We start from the raw sequence: 20,821 nt of genomic DNA, 5'->3' as shown, positions 1-20,821 counted from the left end.
AGTTACGCCTGACGACCATAGCGAGCGTGAACCACCTGATCCCTTGCCGAACTCAGTAGTGAAACCGCTTAGCGCCGATGGTAGTGTGGGGTCTCCCCATGCGAGAGTAGGTCATCGTCAGGCACTTATTAAGAAAAGCCCCGAGCACACTGTGTTCGGGGCTTTTTGCTGTGTGTGAAAGAAAAGTCTGTGTACTTCACCACTCGATACGCTTTCCTGCCCAGTCCCAGAAGCTACCACTATCTTCTGGCGTGCGCTTATTTATGACCGCCAAGAGTTGCCCTGCAGTAAAGTCAGGTGTAAAGAGCTTCTCGCTGGGCACTCGTGCCTGGAACGGCTTAGAAAGTGGGGTGTCCGTAGTACCTGGATGCAGGCATAAAACGATCGACGTTGGGTTGAGCCTTTTTAATTCGATGGCCGCTGTTTTAAGTAACATATTGTGCGCGGCTTTACTTGCTCGGTAGCTATACCATCCCCCTAAATTATTGTCGGCAATGGAGCCTACCCGAGCAGAAAGGCTGGCAATCACACAGCAATGAGTACTTTAAAGGAGTCCATGAGCGAGGCAATAAGTAGTGCTGGGGTGAAAGCATTGACATGCATGATGGCTTGTAAGCTATCGGCATTCAGCTGATCTAAGCGCTTTTCCGGGTGAAGTTTACGGGCATCATCATGAAGTAAACCAATCGCATTAAAGAATAAGTGGACTGGCTGGCCGGCGAGCTGCTGATTTAACGCTGACCGTCCCTCGTCGGTGGTGGCATCCAGAGTGAGCGAAATGACTCGTTCATCGTCAATGGCAAATGGTTGGCGGGTAACCGTAATAATTCGGCCAGCACGCGAGGAGGATAAAAGCTGGTTTAACAGGGCATAGCCAATGCCGCTGGACGCACCGGTAATCAGAGCCGTATAGCGGTCAGGAAGTATGTCCAGCATGTAAGAGCCTAATGTGAAAGGGGAGGGCTCTTATTGAAGCGGTAGGGAGAAAATCTGTCTAGCGTGGGCGCTTATTTAGGCCGAGGCATTAATTCTTCCGGACTGTGCTCCGGTTCGGCCATTGGGCTTATATAGCGTCTTTTCAGCAATCTGACGTATATAGTCGAGCATTTCCTGATTATGTTTCATGCGTAAGGAAAGCATTTGCCCGGTTAGTTCGTTCATTCGGGCTGCCCGCTCGCTTTTTTCAAGCAGGGTTTCCCATGCGTCTAGGCACTTGGCATCACTCGCGGCAGATCTTGCACCGCTGGCATTTTCTTCATAACCAAGACGCTTTTGTACATTGCGGCGCAGCGTCTCGATACGCTCAACCTCGGTGAGGAGTATTTGTTTATCGACTGCTAAACTGGCGAGTGCTTCGCCGTCGATGTCGCCTTGCGTTAAAAGTGTCTGCTCACGCGACAGCAAGGCCGTGAGTTCTTCAAGGCGTTGCTGTTGATCAGAAAGCAAGCGAGCAAGACTCATAACCATCTATCCTATGATTCTGTGAGACTGGCAATTAAACCATCGGCGATACGCTCAGCGCTCATTTCCAGACGGCCTTCGCGGATAGCATCGCGTATTTCCTGAACTCTCGCCATATCAATATCGTGCGTTTCATCAAAGCGCGACTGGCTAAGTTGAGTGGATTCGCGCGAGGAGCTGCCCGATTCCACAGGTTTAATACCGCTCGCTTTTTGAGTTTCATCGCGCTGATGTGCTTGGCTCGCACGTAACAGCGAATTTACATTATCAATTTTCACGTTGGGTGCCTCACATGGTCAACGTCTGTGTATTCGGCGCAGTATTACAACTATCGGCCTGGGTGGCTAAAACTTTAGACCAGAATTAAAAATCCACCACTAAAATACCCTGCTCACTAACACGCGCCGTAACAATTTCACGTGTATCAAAGCGCACACGGATACGATCGTTCTGCCCCCCATTCTCGAGCGCTTCACCTTCTCTAGATACTCGAAACGAGCTGCCCTGGGCAATTACCGTAACACGTTGACCACGCTCCACAAGCGCAGGGGCTTGTAGCGAGTGGGTTTGAAACGTACTTCCGCTACGAATTGGGCGTTGAGCGACTTTGCCCACTATGTCCGCTTCATCAATTAACGCCTGTGAGGGTAGCGCACTTAAACTGCCACTTTGCTTCGTTAGCATATCGGGCGTAATGAGAGTACCCCGCTCAATATCTTGCTGAGCTACCCAGTAGCTGCCGATGACATCGATCTGCGCCTGGAGATAGCGCACCTGCTGGTGTGTTTCGCCACAGCGAACGCCAACTGAAACGCGGCCAAGCGGTGACTGGCCCGCATTAGGCAAAAAAGGCTCTGGTTGAACACAGGGTGGCAGGTGTGGCGAGGGCGGACGCAGGTCAATGATTACCTCTTCTCCCAGCGCCTGCGTCTGCTGATATAAAAACTGATGTACCTGCTGGAGCAGAGCGTCGTCGGCTTGTGCATTAGGAGAACAAAACAAACAAACGCCTAGTAGAAAGTAACGCTTGAGCACTGTCAGACAGTAGCGTGCGACGTGCAGCGGATATGGCATGGTGGAGGGCTCAAAAGGGGAAATAACGAAATCAGGCTGATAAGTGTAGCGAAAAAGACTTAAGGGAAACAGGCGAAATACTGGTGTAAATACTAGCTGTTCCATGCTTTGGCTGACAGCCGGACGCGTATTCTCCACCATCAATAAATTCCATTTTGTTTTTTTGCCTCTCAGCGAGTGAGTGTTCGGCATGATTGATCAACTAGAGTCTGCCTTTAACTTCCATCAGCGGGCGCTCGGCTTGCGACAAGCACGCCATGAAGTGTTGGCTGCCAATATTGCCAACGCTGATACGCCCAACTACAAGGCACGCGATATTGACTTCGCCAGTGAGCTGAAGAAAGCAGTTGAAGGTGGTGGTGCTCAGCAGGGTAGCCATGGCGGTTTAACGCTATCGCGCACTTCTGAACAGCATATGGCAGGCGCAGGACCAGCCTGGCGGGGCGTTGGAAATACGGATCTGCTATACCGGATTCCTGATCAGCCGAGCCTGGATGGCAATACTGTCGATATGGATCGTGAGCGCACTCAGTTTGCTGATAATGCCGTTCGTTACCAAGCGGCGCTGACGATCATGAATCGCCGTATCCAGGGTCTGAAAAACGCAATGCAGCCTGAATAAACTGGCTAACTGCGTAGGAGATAAATTATGTCGATGTTTTCAGCGTTTGATGTTGCCGGTTCTGCCATGAGCGCCCAATCGCAGCGTATGAACGTTACCGCCAGCAATATGGCCAACGCCGATAGTATTGCCGGGCCCGATGGCGAAACCTATCGCGCGAAACAAGTAATGTTTGAATCGCAGGCACAAAACACCCGCTATGGCGTGGGTGGCGTGAGAGTCTCGGAGATCGTAGAAGACGACTCGCCGCTACGTCTTGAATATATGCCGAATCACCCTGCCGCTGATGAAGACGGCTATGTGGCCAAGCCCAATGTAGAGCCTGTTCATGAAATGGTGAATATGATTTCTGCGTCTCGCTCCTATCAAGCGAACGTCGAGGTTTTCAATACTACCAAGCAAATGATGATACAGACGTTGTCGCTGGGTGAGGGGTAATTATGAACGTCGATACAAGTGTCCTGAATAGTGTCAACAGCGGTGGTTCAAATGGCCTATCGGCGCGGCAGTCAGACGAGTTGCGCGGCAGCTTTATGACCTTGCTGATTACCCAGCTACAGAATCAGGATCCGCTCAATCCCATGGAAAATGCGGAAATGACCTCTCAGCTGGCACAAATCAATACCGTGAGCGGGATTGAAGAGCTCAATACCACACTCAGTGGTATTACCCAGCAGATGGATGCGGCGAAAGCTCTGCAGGCAGCTGGTTTGATCGATAAAGCAGTATTGGTGCCTGGCAATAACGTGATGGTAAGCGTTAATGAGGAAAACGGCTCTTACGCAACGCCTTTTGGTATTGAGCTGGATTCAGCCGCTGAAAAAGTTGAAGTCACGGTTACCAGCAAGGCGGGTGAAGTGCTTTATACCAAGGATCTGGGCCCGGTGGCTGCAGGCGTTGAGTCCTTTAGCTGGGGCGGATTGACGAACGATGGTGCGGCAGTACCTGCAGGTGCCTATAACGTTAACTTTAAGGCCACGAATGCTGAAGGTGAACTGATGGAGTCCCGAGCGCTTAACTACGCGTTAGTGCAGGGAGTATCGCCTGGAACGGGTGGCAATGATGTTCGTCTGGATCTGGGGGCTATCTACGGTCAGGTAGCGCTCAACCAAATTAAACAAATTCTTTGATTATTCGCTAAATAACACCTTTTTCAGGGGAACATCATGAGCTTTTCACAAGCACTCAGTGGTCTGAACGCTCAGCGTGAGAAATTAGGCGCTATCGGTAACAATATTGCCAACTCGCAAACGGTTGGTTTTAAAAGCTCCAGTGTGCAGTTTGCCGACGTATATGCCCAATCGCGTATCGGCCTAGGGGTTCGTACTTCTGCCGTATTGCAGGATTTCAGTCAGGGTAACGTCGAGTCCTCATCGCGCAACATGGACCTTGCAATTGCGGGCGAAGGTTTCTTCCGCTTTCAGCAGCCAAATGGTGAAGTGGGCTACTCACGTAATGGACAGCTCACCATGACGTCAACCGGTAATCTGGTTAACGCCCAGGGCGCACAGATCATGGGCTATCCGGCTGATGCAGATGGAAACGTACAAGCGGGGGGGAATGTACAGCCCATGCAAGTACCCGCAGGCGACCTTCAGGCTAATGCAACCACTGAACTAGATATATCGTTAAACCTGGACTCTGGACAGCCTGTTATCGATCTTGCAGCTACACCGTTTGATGCAAACAACGCTAATACTTATAACTATTCTACCAATGCTACCGTGTTCGACTCTCAAGGGAATGCGCGTAACCTTTCGCTGTATTTCACTAAAACTGGTGATAATCAGTGGGCTGTTAATGGACGGATGGCAGGTGGGCCTGCGGGTGGTGGTACTTATGATATCGGTTTGGGCAACTTAGCCTTTAATCAAAACGGAACACTGAATGGTACTACGAATATTAACAATGCGGCTTTCACTGGTCCGGGTTCGGAATTTGGTGCCGGGAACCCGTTTGAAGCATTAGATATTGCAATAAGTTTTGATGGTTCAACGCAGTTTGCGAATGCTTCCACGGTTAATAACACTGTACAGAACGGCTATACATCTGGCTCATTGGTAGGCGTTACCATCCAAGACGATGGCACCATCATGCGCAATTATTCCAACGAGCAGTCTCGCGCTGCAGGCCAAATTGCCTTGGTGAGTTTCCGTAATCCAGAAGGATTGAACCCAGTAGGTGATAATCTTTGGACAGCTACGGCATCCTCCGGTCAAGAGTTGGTTAACGCACCGGGGACCGGACTGGTTGGCCTAATTCAGGCGGGGGCCACTGAAACCTCCAACGTGGATTTAGCCCAAGAGCTGGTCAGTATGATTATTGCCCAGCGCTCTTACCAAGCTAACTCACAAACGATCAGCACTCAGGATGAACTCCTGCAAACCATTATTAACCTTTAATAGTGGGTCATTTTTGTAAGGAGTAAGCTGAGTGGATCGAATGCTATATACCGCCATGAGCGGTGCTAAAAGCGCCATGGACCAACAGTCAGTGGTGACCAATAACCTGTCAAATGTGACCACTACCGGCTTTCGCGCCCAGCTGCAGGCCGCTCGTTCGGTGCCTGTTCAGGGCGATGCATTGCTGGCAACACGTACTTCAGTGGTTACCACGACGCCTGGCAGCGATTTTTCCCAGGGGCCGGTCGAGTTTACCGGCCGTGCGCTGGATGTAGCGATGCAAGGCAACGCCTGGATGGCGGTATTGGCAGACGATGGCTCCGAAACCTACACCAAGCGCGGTGATCTGCAGCTCGACAGCGATGGCGTGCTGCTTAACGTCGGACGCCCTGTCATGGGCGATGGTGGCCCGATCGCGGTGCCTCAGGGCGCTCAGGTATCCATTGGCGCTGATGGCACGATTAGTGCCATTCCCGAAGGTGAAGGCCCCGAAGCGCTGGTTGAAGTTGGCCGTATCAAGCTGGTAACGCCTGATGAGCTCGCGCTAACGCGCGGCGATGATGGCCTGTTTCGTGGCCCGCTTAATGAAGAAGGTGAGCCTGGCGCTTTGCCGGGCGACGAGAACGCTCGCCTGGTAAGTGGTGCGCTTGAAGGCAGCAACGTCAGTGCCGTGGATGCCATGGTCTCCATGATTGATGTTGCCCGACGCTACGACATGCAAATGAAAATGCTCAGCACCGCTGATGAAAACGCTCAGCGAGCCAACAGTATTCTCTCTATTCAGGGCTAAACCCTAGCCGCTTACCCAAGGGAACACGAATTCTCATGATTACTTCTTTGTGGACCGCCAAAACGGGGCTGGAAGCTCAGCAGACCAAGCTGGACGTTATCTCTAACAATCTGGCCAACGTTAGCACCAATGGATTTAAGCGCTCGCGCCCGGTATTTGAAGATCTGCTGTATCAGAACATGCGCCAGCCCGGCGCCCAGAACAATATCCAGGATCGTCTGCCTTCCGGCATGCAGGTAGGTACCGGTGTTCGTGCCGTTGCTACAGAGCGTCTGCATACTCAGGGTGGATTGGAGCAGACGGAAAACTCGCGCGACCTGGCTATCAACGGTGAGGGCTTCTTTCAGGTACTGCTGCCAGATGGCACTACAGGCTATACCCGGGATGGTAGCTTTCAGCTCAATGAAAATGGCCAGATGGTAACCGCTAACGGCTACCCGCTGGAGCCAGCCATTTTCGTACCCGAGAATGCTCTGGCCGTGACGATCGCCGAAGATGGCACAGTGAGCGTACGCCAGCCAGGCATCGCGCTGGACAATAACGTGGGTCAAATTACGCTGACCTCGTTCATCAATCCAGCTGGCTTGGAAAGCGTCGGTGGCAACCTTTATCTGGAGACGGGTGCTTCAGGTGCGCCAAATGAAAACATACCCGGTAACAATGGCGCTGGGCGCCTGTTTCAGGGCTATGTGGAAACGTCGAACGTGAACGTTGTGGAAGAGATGGTCAGCATGATCCAGACACAGCGGGCCTATGAAATTAATAGCCGGGCAGTGTCGACCAGTGACGAAATGCTGGCGCGACTGAGCCAGCTCTAAGCGCTTTTGAGGGCTATCGAGCCATGCGGGAATTGAACTATCTTGGCCGTCGGCTAGGCGTTATTGCTGTGCTGTTTTTTATACTGCTGGCCGCTGGCTGCGCGCAGATACCCCGTGCTTCCGTCGTGGGCGAGCAGGAGCAGATTGATATTGTGGACCGCCCGCCGCCCGTTCCCAATGGTTCGATCTACCAGGCGCGGCGTGGCTATCAGCCGCTGTTTGAAGACCGTCGACCCAGAGCGATGGGCGATATCTTGACCATTGTGCTGGATGAGCAGGTGAGCGCGAGTAAGAATGCGCGCTCTAATGCCAACCGTACCGGTAGCTCATCACTTGAGCTTGCGCAGCTACCCGACGTGCTCGATACACTGGCTGAGTATGGCTTCGATGTTTCCGGTGCGAGCGATTTTGCCGGTGGCGGGGGAGCACAGGCGAATAACTCCTTTACCGGCACGATTACCGTCTCGGTTCTAGAGGTCATGAATAACGGCAACTTGCGGGTAAGAGGGGAAAAGCAGATAGCCATCAACCAGGGAACGGAGTTTATTCGTTTTTCAGGTGTGGTGAACCCCCGGACGATAACGACACAGAATACGGTGCCGTCGACTCAAGTGGCAGATGCCCGTATTGAGTATGTCGGGGATGGTTACATCAATGAAGCGCAGCATATGGGTTGGCTACAGCGCTTTTTCTTAAATGTCTCGCCTTTCTAATGTTACCCAGAATGGCCAAACAGCACAGTGACCTAGAGTGATGGCAATGCGGCAAAACGGTTTTCGATCAATTAAAGTGCGGCTAACTCAACTAGGTACTGTGCTATTAATGTGCCTGCTCGCCTTGCCCGTTCATGCCGAGCGGATTCGCGAGTTGGCCAACTTTGCAGGCGTGCGGGATAACCAGCTGGTGGGTTACGGACTGGTAGTGGGCCTGGACAGCACAGGTGACCAGACGACTCAGGCACCCTTTACCGGCCAGAGTTTGACGAACATGCTGTCGCAACTGGGCGTGACCATTCCACCGGGTACCAATATGCAGCTACGTAACGTAGCGGCCGTCATGGTAACCGCTGATCTACCGCCTTTTTCCCGCCCCGGCCAGCGTTTGGATATTGTCGTCTCATCGATTGCCAACGCGCGCAGTTTACGCGGCGGTACACTCTTGATGACGCCCTTGAAAGGCGCCGATGGCGACACCTATGCGATCGCCCAGGGCAATATGCTAGTAGGCGGTGCGGGCGCTCAAGCTGGTGGTAGTAGCGTACAGATTAACCAGCAGGCCTCAGGGCGTATCCCCGGCGGGGCGCTGGTCGAGCGTGAAGTAGCGCTGAACCTGGGCGGCAATGGCGGCATGCTGGAACTGCAGCTCAATGATGCTGACTTCGGTACCGTACAGCGCATGGTTGCCGCTATTAACAATGAGTTTGGTCAGTCGGTTGCCTATGCCCGCGATGGGCGTGTTATTGCATTAGATGGCCCTCTTGATCCCAACGCACGCGTCAACTTTATGGCGCGGGTCGAGAATGTTCAGGTGACACCCACCGAGGCCCCCGCACGCGTGGTGCTCAATTCACGCACGGGCTCCGTCGTCATGAACAGCGCCGTGACGCTACGCCAAGCTGCAGTCGCCCATGGCAGCCTGTCGATCATGATTGATACGCGCTTTGGTGTAAGCCAGCCAGCACCCTTGGGGCAGGGGCAAACCGTGGTGGTGCCGGATGCCGATATCAATATCGAGCAACAGGAGGCCTATCTTCAGATTGTAGAAGGTGCGCAGCTTAATGAAGTGGTTAATGCGTTGAATGCGCTGGGCGCCACACCCCAAGATCTGATGTCGATTCTGGAAGCTCTAAAAGCGTCCGGCTCGCTACGCGCTGAGCTGGAGGTCATCTGATGAGTATTTCCAATGACATGACCAGCCAGTTTGCACTCGACGTGCAGGGCTTTCAGCGTTTGCAGCACACCGCTCGAATGGACCCTGAAGCCGGTGTGCATTCAGCCGCTCAACAGTTTGAAGCGCTCTTTGTCCAGATGATGATGAAGAGTATGCGGGATGCGATTCCCACTTCTGGCCTGATGAGCAGTACGACAACCGATACCTATCAGCAAATGCTGGATCAGCAGTGGTCCCAGGTGATTGCCTCTAAAGGAATCGGGTTAGCCGATGTACTGGTGGAGCAGCTACAGCGTCAGGGCGCGATTAGTGGGGCTTCCAATGCGGATCAAGAGTTACAAGCCCTAATTGCCGGCATTCCGCGTGGGACGCCACGCGTGCTGGATGGCGCATTGCAGCCTCAAAGTGAGCGCACCGTAGGAGCTCAGGCGGACGGTCGGTTCTTGAGCGAGCTCGAAGCCATACGCCAAAAGACTGCTGCCACTGAAACAAGCGAGCCAGCCATGGCCCGCGCATTGGCCCCGATGAATGCCTCTGACCATGTGCAGCGGTTTATGGACAAGCTCGCAACGCCCGCCCAAGCAGCCAGCAGGGCCAGTGGTGTTCCCGCAGAGCTTATTCTAGCCCAAGCAGCCTTGGAAACGGGTTGGGGGAGGCATGAGATACCTACCCGCCAGGGCGGCAATAGCCACAACCTCTTTGGTATCAAGGCAGGGAGCCATTGGCGTGGTGAAACCACCGATATCGTGACGCACGAGTATATTAACGGCCGGCGCACCCAAGTCGTGGATACCTTCCGGGTTTACGATTCGTTTGAGCATGCGCTTACCGACTACGCCAATCTGATAGGTAAAAATCCGCGCTATAGCGAAGTGGTGCAAGCAGCCAATGCTGAGCAGGCAGCGCATGCGCTACAGCGAGGCGGCTACGCCACAGACCCTCGCTACGCCCAAAAGCTTGTCGCCGTAATGAATACGATGGGACCGCTAACCACAGAGAGCACCTTCCTGGCCGATTCGCGCTAACGGGTTCTCAAGTTTTTCAGGAAGCTGCCGATAAAATAGCTATCGGTCTGAGGATATAAATTATGAGTATGTTTTCTGTTGGTTTAAGCGGCCTTAATGCCGCCCAGAACGCCCTCAACACCACCAGTAACAATATTAGTAATGTGTTTACACCCGGCTATAACCGCGAACTCGCCCAACTGGGCGAGGGGCGTGTTGGCGGCGGCGTTCGCGTTGACAGTATCGAGCGACAGTTCAATACCTATGTGGCCAATCAGCTAAACAATGCCAAAACCCAATCGAGCGCGCTGAATACCTACAACAATCAGATTTCACAGATTGATAATCTGTTGGCTGATCGTGAAGCGGGTCTATCACCGCTGATGCAGAATTTTTTCTCTTCTCTAGATGCGGTAGCAAGTGCGCCTTCTGATCCGGCGGCTCGCCAGGGCGTGTTGGGAACTGCCAATACTTTGAGTTCCCAGTTCCGTTCTTTTGATGGCTACCTGCAGGATATGCAGAGCAACATCAATAATCAGATCAAGGATGAAGTTACTCAGGTTAATAATACGGTCGAGCAGATTGCCGGGCTGAATAAAGAGATATCCCTTGCCCGGGCACGCTCGGGTGAAGCGCCCAACAGCCTGCTGAACCAGCGTGACCAGCTGGTATCTGATCTCAATGAGCGTATGGATCTACGTCTGAACGTTCAGGATGGCAAGACCTACAATATCAGCCTTCCCAACGGTCAGCCGCTGGTTACTGGTACCAACTCATTCAAGCTTACTACCATGCAGGCTGGCTATGACCCTCAGCGCACCGTGGTGGGCTATCGGGATGGCGGCGGCAATGTTATTCAGCTAGATGAGTCGGCCATTAAAGGCGGCGCGCTTGGCGGGCTAATGGCCTTCCGCTCTGAAACGCTGGACAAGACTCAGAACCAGATCGGTCAGCTAGCCGTTTCGCTGTCGGTGGCCTTCAACGAACAGCACAAGCAGGGTATTGATCTCAACGGGAACGAAGGCGAAGACTTATTCCGCGTGCGTACTCCCCAGGCGTACAGCCACATGGGTAATAGTACCGATATAGCTTCGATTGAATTCGATGCCGCTAATATAAATCAACTGCGTGCTACCGATTATACCGTCAGCTATAGCGATGATGCTTTTACCGTGAAGCGTAACGACAGCGGTGCCAGCGTCGATTTTGAATGGGAAAACGATACGCTTTCATTTGGTGGTATCAATATTTCTTTTGCAAGCATGCCTGTTAATGGCGATACGTTTGAAGTCCAGCCTGTACGACGCGCCGGCAGTGGTATGGATGTCAATATCACGGATCTTGACAAGATCGCCGCCGGCTCGGAAGCTTCTTCCGGCGACAATCGAAACGCCTTGGCGCTTCAAGAGCTTCAAAGTAAAAATATTGTGGGTGGTAGCGCATCGGTAAGCGGTGCTTATGGCGCCCTGGTGAGTGATGTAGGTAACCGCGCTAATATTACTCAGGTAAACCTAGAGGCCCGCCAGGGGCTGACAGATCAATTGCGCGCTGTTCAGCAGTCAGAATCCGGGGTCAATCTGGATGAAGAGGCCGCCAACCTGATTCGTTACCAACAGTACTATATGGCTAATGCGCGGGTTATTGATACTGCAGGCTCCATTATGGATACCATCCTGAACCTGCGTAGCTAATTTTAGGAGTTCCTATTATGCGTATTAGCAGCGTCACCATGTTCGAGCAGAGCACGGCATCTATGAATCGCCAGCAGAGCGATTTCTTGAAGGTTAATCAACAGCTTGCCAGCGGGCGAAAAGTGGTTAACCCGTCCGACAACCCACAGGCCGCTTCGCGGGCTGTGGGAGTCGATCAGTCGATGTCTATGAATGAGCAGTACAAGAACGCACGTGTTTCGGCGCGCAACTCTATTCAACAGAGTGAAAGCGTCCTCCATAGCATGACTGACGCTATCAGCAGTGCAAAATCGCTTCTGATCCAGGCATCCAGCGATGCTTTAACCGACTCTAACCGCGCTTCTATTGCTAGTGAGTTAAAAGGGGTCTATGAGACCTTGATTGGTCAAGCGAATGCCGCCGATGGTAATGGCAGCTACCTCTTTGGAGGCTATAAAGATAATGCCCCTCCATTTACCAGAACAACGGAAGGAAATATAAGTTATATCGGTGGCGATATTAATCGCGAGCAGCAGGTTGATGCATCACGCCGTATACCGGTGGGTGACAATGGCAAGGCCATCTTCCAGAGCGTTCCAAGTGGAGCAGGCTATGTTGCTACCGCCATCAAGGAAGACAATTCTTTTAATGCTGGCAGCGTGACTTTTATAGGTCCCCAGATAACCAATGTTAACGATGAGGGTTACGGGAGTGACTATCGTCTTTCATTCGGTGGAACTGAAGAAGCGCCTACTTACACCGTAGAGCGCTTTGACAAGGCAGCAGGCACGTGGGGCGGCATCCCGGGCCAGGTTGAGCAGCCGTATGCCCAGGATGGCTCGGGCAAACAGCAGATCTCATTTGGTGGAATGAATATTTCGCTTGAAGGGAAAGCGCAAAGCGGCGATCAGATTTTGGTGGCCAAAGCGAATAGTGAGCAGCGCGGCCCCGACCTATTTAGAACGCTTGAGTCAGCCATTCGTGTACTGGAAAACCCAGCCGAGAACGATGTCGATAAAGCGCAGCGGCGTAACACGCTTAACTCCTCCATTCGTGAGCTCGACAATGCGTTCGATAATATTTCATCTGTTCGAGCGTCTGCGGGTGCTCGGCTTAACGAATTGGATGTTATCGACGCCGTGGGCGTAAACCGAATGATGAACTACACGCAGACGCTGTCTGATCTGGTGGATCTGGATTACGCGGAAGCAATTTCCGAATACAGCTTACGGCAGGTAGGCTTACAGGCCTCTCAGAAAACGTTTGTGGATATGAAAAGCATGTCGCTGTTCAATTACATGTAGATCAGGGCGTAAGCTCCTACTATCAACTAATCCCTCTTGAGGCTAGCAACTTCAAGGGGGTTTAGTTTAAAGGGGCCATGGTTTCTATTAGCGTTTGCATCATTCCAAGACCCTGGCTAAAGAGTCTCTGCAAAAAGCGACCTATATCCGTCATAAGCACCATCATTAGCGTTAGGCCCACGATTAACGACGTGGGAAAACCGATATTAAATACCGTAAGCTGAGGGGCAGAGCGGTTAAGAATACCTAGAGAAAAATTGATAATCAGTAAAGGCGCCACTAGCGGCAGTGCCAGTAACATTCCAGAAGCAAAAATAGTGCCTGCATATCGGGCCAACAGCTCAAAGCCATTCGGGTTAAGACCTTGCATACCGATAGGCAGTGTTTCAAAGCTCATGACCAGCGTTTCAAGCACCATCAAATGGCCATTAAAGGCTAGAAACATCAGCAACGTAATCATGTAGAGAATGCGTGATAGCACCATGATGTTGGTGCCGCTTGAAGCGTCAAAAAAACTGGCGAATCCCAGCCCCATTTGCAAACCGATATACTCGCCCGCTGCCTGAACAACGGCAAATATGATGTGCATGACCAGTCCCATGGCCAGGCCGATAATGATCTGCTCTATCATGATACCTACACCAGCCCAAGACATGATCGCAACACTGGGCATGGCAGGCAGGATAGGTGCAACAACAATGACCACCAGGGCCGCAAGACCCACTTTGGCCTGGTTAGGGATGCTGGAATGCCCCCATAGGGGGGCCACGGCCATAAAAGCGGTAATACGCGCAAACGGCCATAGAAATGCGATTAACCAGCCCTGCAGCTGGGCAAAGGTGACCTCTACCACAAGGCTACATCACCATGTTGGGAATATTGGTAAACAGTCGATAGGTAAAATCAGTGATCAGGCCAATCAACCAGGGACCTGCCAGCACTAAAACAGCAAACACCGCCAATATCTTAGGAATAAACGTCAGCGTCATTTCATTGATCTGAGTAGCCGCTTGAAAGAGGCTGATAATCAGACCCGTGAAGAGTGCCGCCAGCAATACAGGACCTGCAAGAAACAGCGTTACACGCATGCCCTGATACGCCATGCTCATTACCATTTCTGGGGTCATCTCATTGCTCCTTTAAAGCACGTAAAAGCTTTCGGCCAGTGAGCCAATGATCAATTGCCAGCCGTCGACCAGTATAAAAAGCATCAATTTAAACGGTAGTGAAATGGTTACCGGCGGCACCATCATCATGCCTAGTGCCATCAGGGTACTCGCTACGACCAAATCAATAATCAAAAAAGGAATAAAAACAGTAAAGCCAATTTGAAAAGCCGTTTTAAGCTCGCTGGTTACAAAGGCGGGTAGAAGCACTCGAATGGGCAGCTCCTCAGGGCCTTGTAAAGGGCCTACATCGGCCAGACGTACGAACAGCGCAAGGTCGGGCTCCCGGGTCTGGGCAAGCATAAACTCACGAAACGGCAGCTGCGCGCGAACCAAAAACTCCTCAAAATTGATCGTCTCATTGGATAATGGCTGCCAGGCAGTGTCGTACACCTGAGCCAGTACCGGCGACATAATAAAAAAGGTTAAAAACAGTGCGATACCCAGCAATACCTGATTGGGAGGTGTGGACTGAGTACCCATCGCTGTGCGTAAAAGGCTCAACACGATAATAATGCGCGTGAAGCTGGTCATCATTAGCAGCATGGCAGGCAGAAACGCCAGCGAGCTTAAAAATAGTAGCGTCTGAAGGGACAATGACCATTGTTGCCCGCCATCTTCCATCGGTTGCGAAATAATGCCGGGCAACTGCTGAGCGCTGGCTGAGCCTGCCAACGTACAAAGCGCGATAGCAATACCAAATAGCAGCCAACGCTGCCAATAGGGCCAGGGAGAGCGCATCCTATGCCTCATGGTGTTTGATGTGGGTCGTCGTCAGCGCGATTACGCCGATGTTTGGCAAGCGCCTGGGAGAGCCGTTGTGCAAAGCGTACGGTATGATGGGGAGGAGCAGCATCGTCAACTGGGCGTTCATCTGGCGCCGGACGCTCATGGAGCTTGGTGATACGCCCGCCGCTGACGCCAAGCACCAGCCAGGTATCTTCTATTTCCACCACGACAACCCGCTCGCGGCTGCCCACGGCGGTGCTGGTGATGACACGAAGATGGGCGCCCTGATGAATGCGCGTGTTCTGCCAACGCTTTAATAACGCCGTGCAAAGTAGAATAAGCGCAATAACAAATGCCAGGGCGGCGGCCGTCTTACCCAACATTGCCAGGCCCACGAACGCGTCGCTACCATTGCCCAGCGCATCTAATGCATCATTTTGTAGCGGCGCTGTTTCGACACTCATCGGTTAAGCTTGTGGATACGCTCAGAAGGAGTAATGATCTCCGTAATACGAATACCATACTTGTCTTCGATGACCACCACCTCGCCTTGGGCAATTAAGTAACCGTTAATCAGAATGTCCATGGGTTCGCCTGCCAGCCCTTCCAGCTCAATAACTGAGCCCTGAGCAAGTTCAAGCAGCTGTTTAATGGTCAACTTGGTGCGGCCAAGCTCGACAGTCAGTTTGACCGGAATGTCCATGATCATTTCAAGATCCCGGGACTGCTCATTGCCAACCGCTGGGCTCAGGGGTCTGAAAATCTCATCGCTTGCAGCTTTGGCAGCTGAGGTATCAGGAGCTGGGTCGCTGGGAGCCTGCTCTTCCTCGGCGGCTTCCTGCTCTGCCATCGCGGCTGCCCACGGATCTTCCTCATCGGCGATATCTGCGGTATTTGACGTCTCTTCTTGTTCAGACATGGCGTCCGCCCAATCGTCGTCGGAGACATTTTGATCGGGTTTATTAGGATCAGTCATGCTTTGGGTTCCTTGGCTTTCTGTCGCGTCGAACCTTTAATAAAGTCCTTTGACGATACGTTATTCATGGCGGCATGGTCGATCATACGGAGTACGCGCAGCGCACGCTGTTGGCGTTGACTACCATATTCGCACTCCATCACAGGGACACCGTCAACACGAGCGGTAATCGTATTGGGAATGTCCAGTGGCAGTACGTCGCCTTGCTTCAGCCCCATTACGTGAGCAATGCGGCTGGGTATTTGAGCAAACTCGGCTACCAGTTCAACTTCTGATTGGCGTAACTCACTGGCCATACGCCGTGACCAGGTGCCGTCATGATCGTGATTGCTGTCATTGATGGGGTTGGCAAGCAAGTCGCGCAACGGCTCAATCATGGCGTAGGGCATGCAAATCTGGAAGTTGCTTGAAAGGTTGCCCACCTCAATATTGAACTTGGTATTTACCACAATCTCGTTAGGAGAGTTGGTAATATTGGCAAACTTGGACTGCACCTCAGAACGCATAAAGTTAACGTCAAGCGGATACACGACCTTCCAGGCTTCCTGATAGGCATCAATGGCCAGATTCAGCAGGCGGTGAATAATACGCTGCTCCGTATTGGTAAACTCACGGCCGTCTGACTTGGTAACAAAGCGCCCATCTCCGCCAAACAGGTTGTCCACCACCATAAACACCAGGTTAGGGGGGAACACTACCAGCGCTGAGCCACGTAAGGGCTTCATCGACACCAGGTTAAGGTTGGTCGGCACCGGCACATTACGTGAGAATTCGCTAAAGCTCTGGTAGCGTACGGACTCAACCGTGATGTCGGCACTACGCCGAAGCAAATTGAACAGACCGTTACGGAAGTAACGGGCAAAACGTTCATTAATAAAATCGAGCGCATGTAGGCGCTCACGAATGACCCGGTGTTGTGTCGAAGGATCATAAGGGCGAATTCGCGCCTCTTCTTTCGACTGTGACGATGATGCCGATGGCTCATCATCACCACTGACGCCTTTCAGTAAGGCGTCAATCTCTTCCTGGGACAGTAGATCGTCCTGCGACATGAACGGCTCCAGTTCCCGGGTTATTGCACAATAAATTCGGTAAACAGCACTTCACGCAAATCAAGCGGCGGCTGGTTTTCCGTTAAAGGGACGCCAAGACGACTAATAATAGACTGCGCCAACTGCTCCTTGCCTTCAGTGGAGGTGAGTTCGCTTGCCTGCTTGCCTGATAGCAAGATCAGCAATCGGCTACGTACCTGAGGCATATGCTCTTCAATAATAGCCTTACTCTCTTCATTACCCACGCGCAGCGTAATGCCTGTATACAGTAAGCGCGAGCCGTATCGATCATCGGCGAGGTTAACTGTAAAGGGATCAATACGCGTAAAGACCGGTGTTTCACGCTTCGACGGCTTTTGGGGCTCGCCCTCAACATCGTGAGTATCACGCTGGTCCAGCACCATATAAATGGCTGCCGCTGCGCCTGCCGAGGAGAGTAGCACCAGAACAATCATTATCCAGAGCAGTTTTTTGGACCCGCCGCTTTTCTTTTCAGCCATTTGACTTTCCGTTTCCATAATCACTACACATGCTACATGGCAAGCATTATGCCTAATGTGGCTGTGGGCGATGAAATGAACAGGCTCGCTTGGCAAGCCTATCTTTTGGTTTAGCTGTTTTGCACCAGTGCCGCTTGTGCGCTTTTACTCATCGTGCTGATGATCAGGCGTAGAGATCGACCCGGCCATCAGCCATCAATGCTGTGTTTTCACTGACTGGCAGGACCACGGCGCTATCACTGCCAGTAACGCTACCCTTGCCAGCTGAACCGCTCCCTTTACCCTGCTGGGCAAAGGCTTGTTCCTGGGGGTTCTGCTGTTCGCCAACCGAGGTTTCGCCTAGTGATATGCCCTGTTCCGCAAGCGTTTCGCGAAGCTGAGGAATAGCCTGTTCGACTATCTGACGAACCTGCGCATGCGCGGATAAAAAGTGCGCTTGTGTACCCTGCTCGGTGACTTTCAACGTAATGGCTAGCGGCCCAAGCTCTGCCGGGTGCAGCTGCATCTGTACCTGCTGTTCACCGCCGCGCTGGGTAAACTGAACCAGCTGTTGGCCAAGTTGCGAAGGCCAGGCGGGGCTAGTAACAGAAGTGCTGATAAAAGGGCTCAGCATTGTACTGGCTTGGCTTGCTGGAGCCGATGGCTGAAAGCTGGCAGCCAGCTGGTTGGGACGCAAAGGCGCTAAGTCCTCAAATGCAGGGGCAATCTCGCGGTTGCCAAGCGGCGCGAGAAAAGCCTGCGTTGCCAGTGCTTCTTGTGCATTGGACAGCGGGGCCGGTTGATGGCCGCTAACCGGCGCCGATGTATTCAAGGGCTTTGAAAGCGTGGTGTCCCAGTCGCTCACCCTACCAAGAACCGATTGTGCGGTGGATGCCAGTGAGGAAGACGCATAGCGAAACGATTCTGCCGGCGCATTAGCTACCTGTTTATTATCGCCCTGTAACGGGGCGAGCAGGGTGCTTAATGCACTGCTGACTGAGGCGAACTCACTTTCTGTAGGGTCAATCAACTGGTCCAGAGCACTAATAAGATCGGCTGCTTTTTCTTCGCTAATAGCTAACTGCTGCGCAATGCTTTCAAGTGTCGGCACTGCAACGAGCGAATCCTGTGCTGCTGGCATTTCGGAGAACACGGCCACCAGCTTTAGGCGTTCAGCAATTTCTTCAAGAGGCGTTAATGCTTCATTAGTTGGCGTATCTAGCGCCAGCTGAGAATCCATCGCCTCATCACCTGCCAGTGAAAGTTGGCCCAGCAGTGAGGCAAGGTCGTCTTCGCCAATTTCAACGCCAAGGTCTTGCAGCTGTTGTGCCAAGGCCGTGGCTGGCTCGGCATTGGAGGTGTGTACATCGGTTGAGCGTAACGGCGCATTAGCTGCTTGAGAAAGCGCCTGACGAAAAATACCTTGGGAAGAGTCCAGGGTGTTGGATAGTGGTTGCTTGGCTGTCGAGGACGAACCTTGGTTTTGTGCCCCTGAAAGCAATAGCTGTATATTCATGTCGTGTTCTCCGGGGCCGCTAGTGCGGTGTCTCATTGCGTTGGCGAGCCAAGCGGCCCGTTACCAGCTCATCGTTGGTTTTTTGCTCAGAGCGTTCGAGACGGCGATGCTCTTCCGATAGCCTGCGTGAGGTCAACGTGTCGTAGGAGGAGAGTTTGCGCTGCTCCTGCTGCCAATGCTGTTGGCTTTGTTGAACCCGCTGCTGCTGAGCGATTAAGGCCTGGCGGGCACGGCTTAACGCCGCGTCAAGTGACGCTAGAAATTGCTGGTAATTGTACATGGTGGCCGGATCTATGCCTTCACGCATTGCCTTTTGCAAGCGCTCGGCATATTCCGCTCGGTACTGATTAAGCGATTGCAGTTGGGCGGCCGTTTGCTGTTCGGTCTGGCGCTCATGGGCGAGCAATTTGCCAGCCTGGTCGCGGGCATCTTTAGCCATGCCTGTTAGCATCTCAAGCTGTGAATGACTCATGTTCGGCCTCCCACCACGGCGTGCAGTGCTTGGTGTGACTCTTCAAGCGCTGATCGCTCATCAATGTTCTGTTGAAGAAAACGCTCCAGTGCGGGGAAAAGGTTCACCGCTTCATCAAGCCTGGGGTCGTGTCCCGGGCTGTAAGCCCCAACGCTGATCAGATCGCGATTACGCTGGTAGCGAGAAAACATCTGTTTGAAAAGCCGCGCCTCTTGCAACTGTTCGGGTGTCGCAATCGCTGTCATGGCACGACTGATAGAGGCTTCAATATCAATCGCTGGATAATGACCGGCTTCGGCCAGGTTGCGCGATAGCACAATATGACCATCTAAAATCGCCCGGGCTGAATCAGCAATAGGATCTTGCTGATCATCGCCTTCCGTCAGTACGGTATAAAACGCGGTAATGGACCCACCACCGCGCTCGGCATTGCCGGCACGCTCAACCAGACCGGGCAATTTGGCAAATACCGAAGGTGGATACCCCTTGGTCGCTGGGGGCTCACCAATGGCTAGGGCGATCTCCCGCTGGGCCATGGCATAGCGCGTAAGTGAGTCCATGATCAGTAGAACGTTACGGCCTGCATCACGAAACCCCTCGGCAAGGCGCGTGGCATAGGCTGCTCCTTGAAGACGTTGCAGCGGAGATGTATCGGCAGGGGCTGCCACTACCACTGAGCGGCGTCTGCCCTCAGGGCCTAGAATATGATCAATAAAATCCTGCACCTCTCGGCCACGTTCACCAATCAGGCCTACCACGATGACATCGGCCTGGGTGTAGCGGGCCATCATGCCAAGCAGTACCGACTTGCCCACCCCCGAGCCTGCAAATAGCCCCATCCGCTGGCCTCGACCAACGCTTAAAAGCGCATTGATCGCGCGAATGCCCACGTCGATCTGATCTTCAATCGGCGCACGCGAGAGCGGGTTAAGTGGCGCTGAGCTGAGCGTGGCATGAGGTACGTCTTCAACGCTTTCACGATCATCCAGCGGCTTGCCATTACCGTCTAGAACGCGACCCAAAAGCTCATCACCAATAGGGAAACGGCGGGCGCTATGACCGCTGCCATCGCCAATTGGAGAAACGCGGGCGCCGGGCATCAGGCCAGAAATTTCCTCCAACGGCATAAGGAAAAGTTTGTCACCAGCAAATCCCACAACTTCCGCTTCGGCATGCCTGTCACTATCAGCCAAGCGGCCATCTGGCCCTGGCAGTTCTATACGACAGGCGCTGCCCACGGCTACACGTAGACCGATCACTTCAATCACCATACCGGTCGCGCGTGTTACTCGCCCACTGCTGCGATGGCGCGGCAGATGGCTCACCCGCTGCGTGGTGCGGCGTAACGCTTTATGCCAACGATGCTGGTGAGGACAAGTAGAATCAGGCATGGGTG

At 52.9% G+C, this 20,821-nt stretch carries 26 protein-coding genes and 1 rRNA gene; 12 read left to right on the top strand and 15 right to left on the bottom strand.

Annotated features, from left to right (window positions below):
- Positions 1-7 precede the first annotated feature (7 nt).
- A 5S ribosomal RNA gene (rrf, locus tag ELY25_RS03095) occupies positions 8-123 on the top strand.
- A 73-nt stretch (positions 124-196) separates the two neighbouring features.
- Here rrf and ELY25_RS18135 read toward each other — a convergent pair.
- The 5 genes from ELY25_RS18135 to flgA all read right to left on the bottom strand — a co-directional run bounded on the left by ELY25_RS18135 (position 197) and on the right by flgA (position 2,676).
- The gene (locus ELY25_RS18135) at positions 197-529 is read right to left on the bottom strand and encodes a Rossmann-fold NAD(P)-binding domain-containing protein (protein ID WP_312845184.1); all 333 of its coding nucleotides are present in this window, start codon (positions 527-529) and stop codon (positions 197-199) included.
- Entirely contained in the window at positions 526-936 is a 411-nt protein-coding gene (locus ELY25_RS18130; RefSeq protein ID WP_312845185.1) for a Rossmann-fold NAD(P)-binding domain-containing protein, read from the bottom strand. Before ELY25_RS18130 ends, ELY25_RS18135 begins: the two co-directional genes overlap by 4 nt.
- 75 nt (positions 937-1,011) lie before the next feature.
- Positions 1,012-1,461 (bottom strand): flagella synthesis protein FlgN, encoded by a 450-nt coding sequence (locus ELY25_RS03085; RefSeq protein ID WP_126949817.1) that lies wholly within the window; start codon positions 1,459-1,461, stop codon positions 1,012-1,014.
- A gap of 11 nt (positions 1,462-1,472) precedes the next feature.
- Entirely contained in the window at positions 1,473-1,739 is a 267-nt protein-coding gene (gene flgM / locus ELY25_RS03080) for a flagellar biosynthesis anti-sigma factor FlgM (RefSeq protein WP_126949816.1), read from the bottom strand.
- An 85-nt stretch (positions 1,740-1,824) separates the two neighbouring features.
- Positions 1,825-2,676, bottom strand: coding sequence for a flagellar basal body P-ring formation chaperone FlgA (gene flgA, locus ELY25_RS03075; protein ID WP_236995629.1), 852 nt, complete (start codon positions 2,674-2,676; stop codon positions 1,825-1,827).
- 49 nt (positions 2,677-2,725) lie between these two features.
- On the opposite strand from flgA, the gene flgB reads away from it, so the two are divergent.
- The 11 genes from flgB (at position 2,726) to flgL (ending at position 13,035) form a co-directional block, all read left to right on the top strand.
- Complete coding sequence (gene flgB, locus ELY25_RS03070; protein ID WP_126949815.1) at positions 2,726-3,157, top strand: flagellar basal body rod protein FlgB; 432 nt, start codon at positions 2,726-2,728, stop codon at positions 3,155-3,157.
- A gap of 27 nt (positions 3,158-3,184) precedes the next feature.
- Positions 3,185-3,595 (top strand): flagellar basal body rod protein FlgC, encoded by a 411-nt coding sequence (gene flgC, locus ELY25_RS03065; RefSeq protein WP_126949814.1) that lies wholly within the window; start codon positions 3,185-3,187, stop codon positions 3,593-3,595.
- A 2-nt stretch (positions 3,596-3,597) separates the two neighbouring features.
- Positions 3,598-4,287: a flagellar hook assembly protein FlgD gene (locus ELY25_RS03060; RefSeq protein ID WP_221885410.1), complete on the top strand. Its 690-nt coding sequence runs from the start codon at positions 3,598-3,600 to the stop codon at positions 4,285-4,287.
- 36 nt (positions 4,288-4,323) lie between these two features.
- On the top strand, positions 4,324-5,559 hold the full coding sequence (gene flgE / locus ELY25_RS03055) for a flagellar hook protein FlgE (protein ID WP_126949812.1): 1,236 nt from the start codon (positions 4,324-4,326) through the stop codon (positions 5,557-5,559).
- A gap of 31 nt (positions 5,560-5,590) precedes the next feature.
- The gene (locus tag ELY25_RS03050; protein ID WP_126949811.1) at positions 5,591-6,349 is read left to right on the top strand and encodes a flagellar basal body rod protein FlgF; all 759 of its coding nucleotides are present in this window, start codon (positions 5,591-5,593) and stop codon (positions 6,347-6,349) included.
- Positions 6,350-6,384: 35 nt separating this feature from the next.
- Positions 6,385-7,167, top strand: a complete 783-nt coding sequence (gene flgG, locus ELY25_RS03045; protein WP_126949810.1) for a flagellar basal-body rod protein FlgG — start codon at positions 6,385-6,387, stop codon at positions 7,165-7,167.
- A 23-nt stretch (positions 7,168-7,190) separates the two neighbouring features.
- Positions 7,191-7,880 carry a flagellar basal body L-ring protein FlgH gene (locus ELY25_RS03040; protein ID WP_126949809.1) on the top strand — a complete coding sequence of 230 codons (690 nt, stop codon included), beginning with the start codon at positions 7,191-7,193 and terminating at the stop codon, positions 7,878-7,880.
- Positions 7,881-7,926: 46 nt separating this feature from the next.
- A complete protein-coding gene (locus ELY25_RS03035; protein ID WP_126949828.1) occupies positions 7,927-9,057 on the top strand; it encodes a flagellar basal body P-ring protein FlgI in 1,131 nt (376 codons plus the stop codon).
- Positions 9,057-10,082: a flagellar assembly peptidoglycan hydrolase FlgJ gene (flgJ, locus tag ELY25_RS03030; RefSeq protein ID WP_126949808.1), complete on the top strand. Its 1,026-nt coding sequence runs from the start codon at positions 9,057-9,059 to the stop codon at positions 10,080-10,082. Before ELY25_RS03035 ends, flgJ begins: the two co-directional genes overlap by 1 nt.
- 62 nt (positions 10,083-10,144) lie before the next feature.
- On the top strand, positions 10,145-11,752 hold the full coding sequence (gene flgK, locus ELY25_RS03025; RefSeq protein ID WP_126949807.1) for a flagellar hook-associated protein FlgK: 1,608 nt from the start codon (positions 10,145-10,147) through the stop codon (positions 11,750-11,752).
- Positions 11,753-11,769: 17 nt separating this feature from the next.
- Positions 11,770-13,035, top strand: a complete 1,266-nt coding sequence (flgL, locus tag ELY25_RS03020) for a flagellar hook-associated protein FlgL (protein WP_126949806.1) — start codon at positions 11,770-11,772, stop codon at positions 13,033-13,035.
- A 61-nt stretch (positions 13,036-13,096) separates the two neighbouring features.
- Here the strand turns inward: flgL and fliR are convergent, their stop codons facing one another.
- The 10 genes from fliR to fliI form a co-directional block, all read right to left on the bottom strand.
- Positions 13,097-13,888 (bottom strand): flagellar biosynthetic protein FliR, encoded by a 792-nt coding sequence (fliR, locus tag ELY25_RS03015; RefSeq protein ID WP_126949805.1) that lies wholly within the window; start codon positions 13,886-13,888, stop codon positions 13,097-13,099.
- Positions 13,889-13,892: 4 nt separating this feature from the next.
- Entirely contained in the window at positions 13,893-14,162 is a 270-nt protein-coding gene (gene fliQ, locus ELY25_RS03010; RefSeq protein WP_126949804.1) for a flagellar biosynthesis protein FliQ, read from the bottom strand.
- Positions 14,163-14,174: 12 nt separating this feature from the next.
- Positions 14,175-14,942, bottom strand: a complete 768-nt coding sequence (gene fliP / locus ELY25_RS03005; protein WP_126949803.1) for a flagellar type III secretion system pore protein FliP — start codon at positions 14,940-14,942, stop codon at positions 14,175-14,177.
- Positions 14,943-14,950: 8 nt separating this feature from the next.
- Positions 14,951-15,394: a flagellar biosynthetic protein FliO gene (gene fliO / locus ELY25_RS03000; protein WP_126949802.1), complete on the bottom strand. Its 444-nt coding sequence runs from the start codon at positions 15,392-15,394 to the stop codon at positions 14,951-14,953.
- The gene (gene fliN / locus ELY25_RS02995) at positions 15,391-15,906 is read right to left on the bottom strand and encodes a flagellar motor switch protein FliN (RefSeq protein ID WP_126949801.1); all 516 of its coding nucleotides are present in this window, start codon (positions 15,904-15,906) and stop codon (positions 15,391-15,393) included. Before fliN ends, fliO begins: the two co-directional genes overlap by 4 nt.
- Complete coding sequence (gene fliM / locus ELY25_RS02990) at positions 15,903-16,958, bottom strand: flagellar motor switch protein FliM (RefSeq protein ID WP_126949800.1); 1,056 nt, start codon at positions 16,956-16,958, stop codon at positions 15,903-15,905. Before fliM ends, fliN begins: the two co-directional genes overlap by 4 nt.
- A 20-nt stretch (positions 16,959-16,978) precedes the next feature.
- Complete coding sequence (gene fliL / locus ELY25_RS02985) at positions 16,979-17,458, bottom strand: flagellar basal body-associated protein FliL (protein WP_126949799.1); 480 nt, start codon at positions 17,456-17,458, stop codon at positions 16,979-16,981.
- Between the two features lie 163 nt (positions 17,459-17,621).
- Complete coding sequence (locus ELY25_RS02980; protein ID WP_185856277.1) at positions 17,622-18,953, bottom strand: flagellar hook-length control protein FliK; 1,332 nt, start codon at positions 18,951-18,953, stop codon at positions 17,622-17,624.
- A gap of 19 nt (positions 18,954-18,972) precedes the next feature.
- Positions 18,973-19,425, bottom strand: a complete 453-nt coding sequence (gene fliJ / locus ELY25_RS02975) for a flagellar export protein FliJ (RefSeq protein WP_126949797.1) — start codon at positions 19,423-19,425, stop codon at positions 18,973-18,975.
- Positions 19,422-20,816, bottom strand: coding sequence for a flagellar protein export ATPase FliI (fliI, locus tag ELY25_RS02970; protein WP_126949796.1), 1,395 nt, complete (start codon positions 20,814-20,816; stop codon positions 19,422-19,424). Before fliI ends, fliJ begins: the two co-directional genes overlap by 4 nt.
- Positions 20,817-20,821: the final 5 nt, after the last annotated feature.

This window comes from Vreelandella populi, assembly GCF_003989825.1.
Classification (GTDB): Bacteria; Pseudomonadota; Gammaproteobacteria; order Pseudomonadales; family Halomonadaceae; genus Vreelandella; species Vreelandella populi.
This window is presented reverse-complemented; position numbering and strand designations above follow the sequence as displayed.

Bases quoted from the DNA above. Each gene is read 5' to 3' on its own strand.
- fliL (WP_126949799.1), bottom strand. From the start codon at position 17,458: ATGGCTGAAAAGAAAAGCGGCGGGTCCAAAAAACTGCTCTGGATAATG.
- fliQ (WP_126949804.1), bottom strand. From the start codon at position 14,162: ATGACCCCAGAAATGGTAATGAGCATGGCGTATCAGGGCATGCGTGTA.
- fliN (WP_126949801.1), bottom strand. From the start codon at position 15,906: ATGACTGATCCTAATAAACCCGATCAAAATGTCTCCGACGACGATTGG.
- fliM (WP_126949800.1), bottom strand. From the start codon at position 16,958: ATGTCGCAGGACGATCTACTGTCCCAGGAAGAGATTGACGCCTTACTG.
- flgJ (WP_126949808.1), top strand. From the start codon at position 9,057: ATGAGTATTTCCAATGACATGACCAGCCAGTTTGCACTCGACGTGCAG.
- fliO (WP_126949802.1), bottom strand. From the start codon at position 15,394: ATGAGTGTCGAAACAGCGCCGCTACAAAATGATGCATTAGATGCGCTG.
- fliP (WP_126949803.1), bottom strand. From the start codon at position 14,942: ATGCGCTCTCCCTGGCCCTATTGGCAGCGTTGGCTGCTATTTGGTATT.
- flgL (WP_126949806.1), top strand. From the start codon at position 11,770: ATGCGTATTAGCAGCGTCACCATGTTCGAGCAGAGCACGGCATCTATG.
- flgE (WP_126949812.1), top strand. From the start codon at position 4,324: ATGAGCTTTTCACAAGCACTCAGTGGTCTGAACGCTCAGCGTGAGAAA.
- ELY25_RS18130 (WP_312845185.1), bottom strand. From the start codon at position 936: ATGCTGGACATACTTCCTGACCGCTATACGGCTCTGATTACCGGTGCG.
- flgB (WP_126949815.1), top strand. From the start codon at position 2,726: ATGATTGATCAACTAGAGTCTGCCTTTAACTTCCATCAGCGGGCGCTC.
- ELY25_RS03085 (WP_126949817.1), bottom strand. From the start codon at position 1,461: ATGAGTCTTGCTCGCTTGCTTTCTGATCAACAGCAACGCCTTGAAGAA.
- ELY25_RS03060 (WP_221885410.1), top strand. From the start codon at position 3,598: ATGAACGTCGATACAAGTGTCCTGAATAGTGTCAACAGCGGTGGTTCA.
- flgC (WP_126949814.1), top strand. From the start codon at position 3,185: ATGTCGATGTTTTCAGCGTTTGATGTTGCCGGTTCTGCCATGAGCGCC.
- flgG (WP_126949810.1), top strand. From the start codon at position 6,385: ATGATTACTTCTTTGTGGACCGCCAAAACGGGGCTGGAAGCTCAGCAG.
- fliJ (WP_126949797.1), bottom strand. From the start codon at position 19,425: ATGAGTCATTCACAGCTTGAGATGCTAACAGGCATGGCTAAAGATGCC.
- ELY25_RS03035 (WP_126949828.1), top strand. From the start codon at position 7,927: ATGCGGCAAAACGGTTTTCGATCAATTAAAGTGCGGCTAACTCAACTA.
- flgA (WP_236995629.1), bottom strand. From the start codon at position 2,676: ATGGTGGAGAATACGCGTCCGGCTGTCAGCCAAAGCATGGAACAGCTA.
- ELY25_RS02980 (WP_185856277.1), bottom strand. From the start codon at position 18,953: ATGAATATACAGCTATTGCTTTCAGGGGCACAAAACCAAGGTTCGTCC.
- flgK (WP_126949807.1), top strand. From the start codon at position 10,145: ATGAGTATGTTTTCTGTTGGTTTAAGCGGCCTTAATGCCGCCCAGAAC.
- fliI (WP_126949796.1), bottom strand. From the start codon at position 20,816: ATGCCTGATTCTACTTGTCCTCACCAGCATCGTTGGCATAAAGCGTTA.
- ELY25_RS03040 (WP_126949809.1), top strand. From the start codon at position 7,191: ATGCGGGAATTGAACTATCTTGGCCGTCGGCTAGGCGTTATTGCTGTG.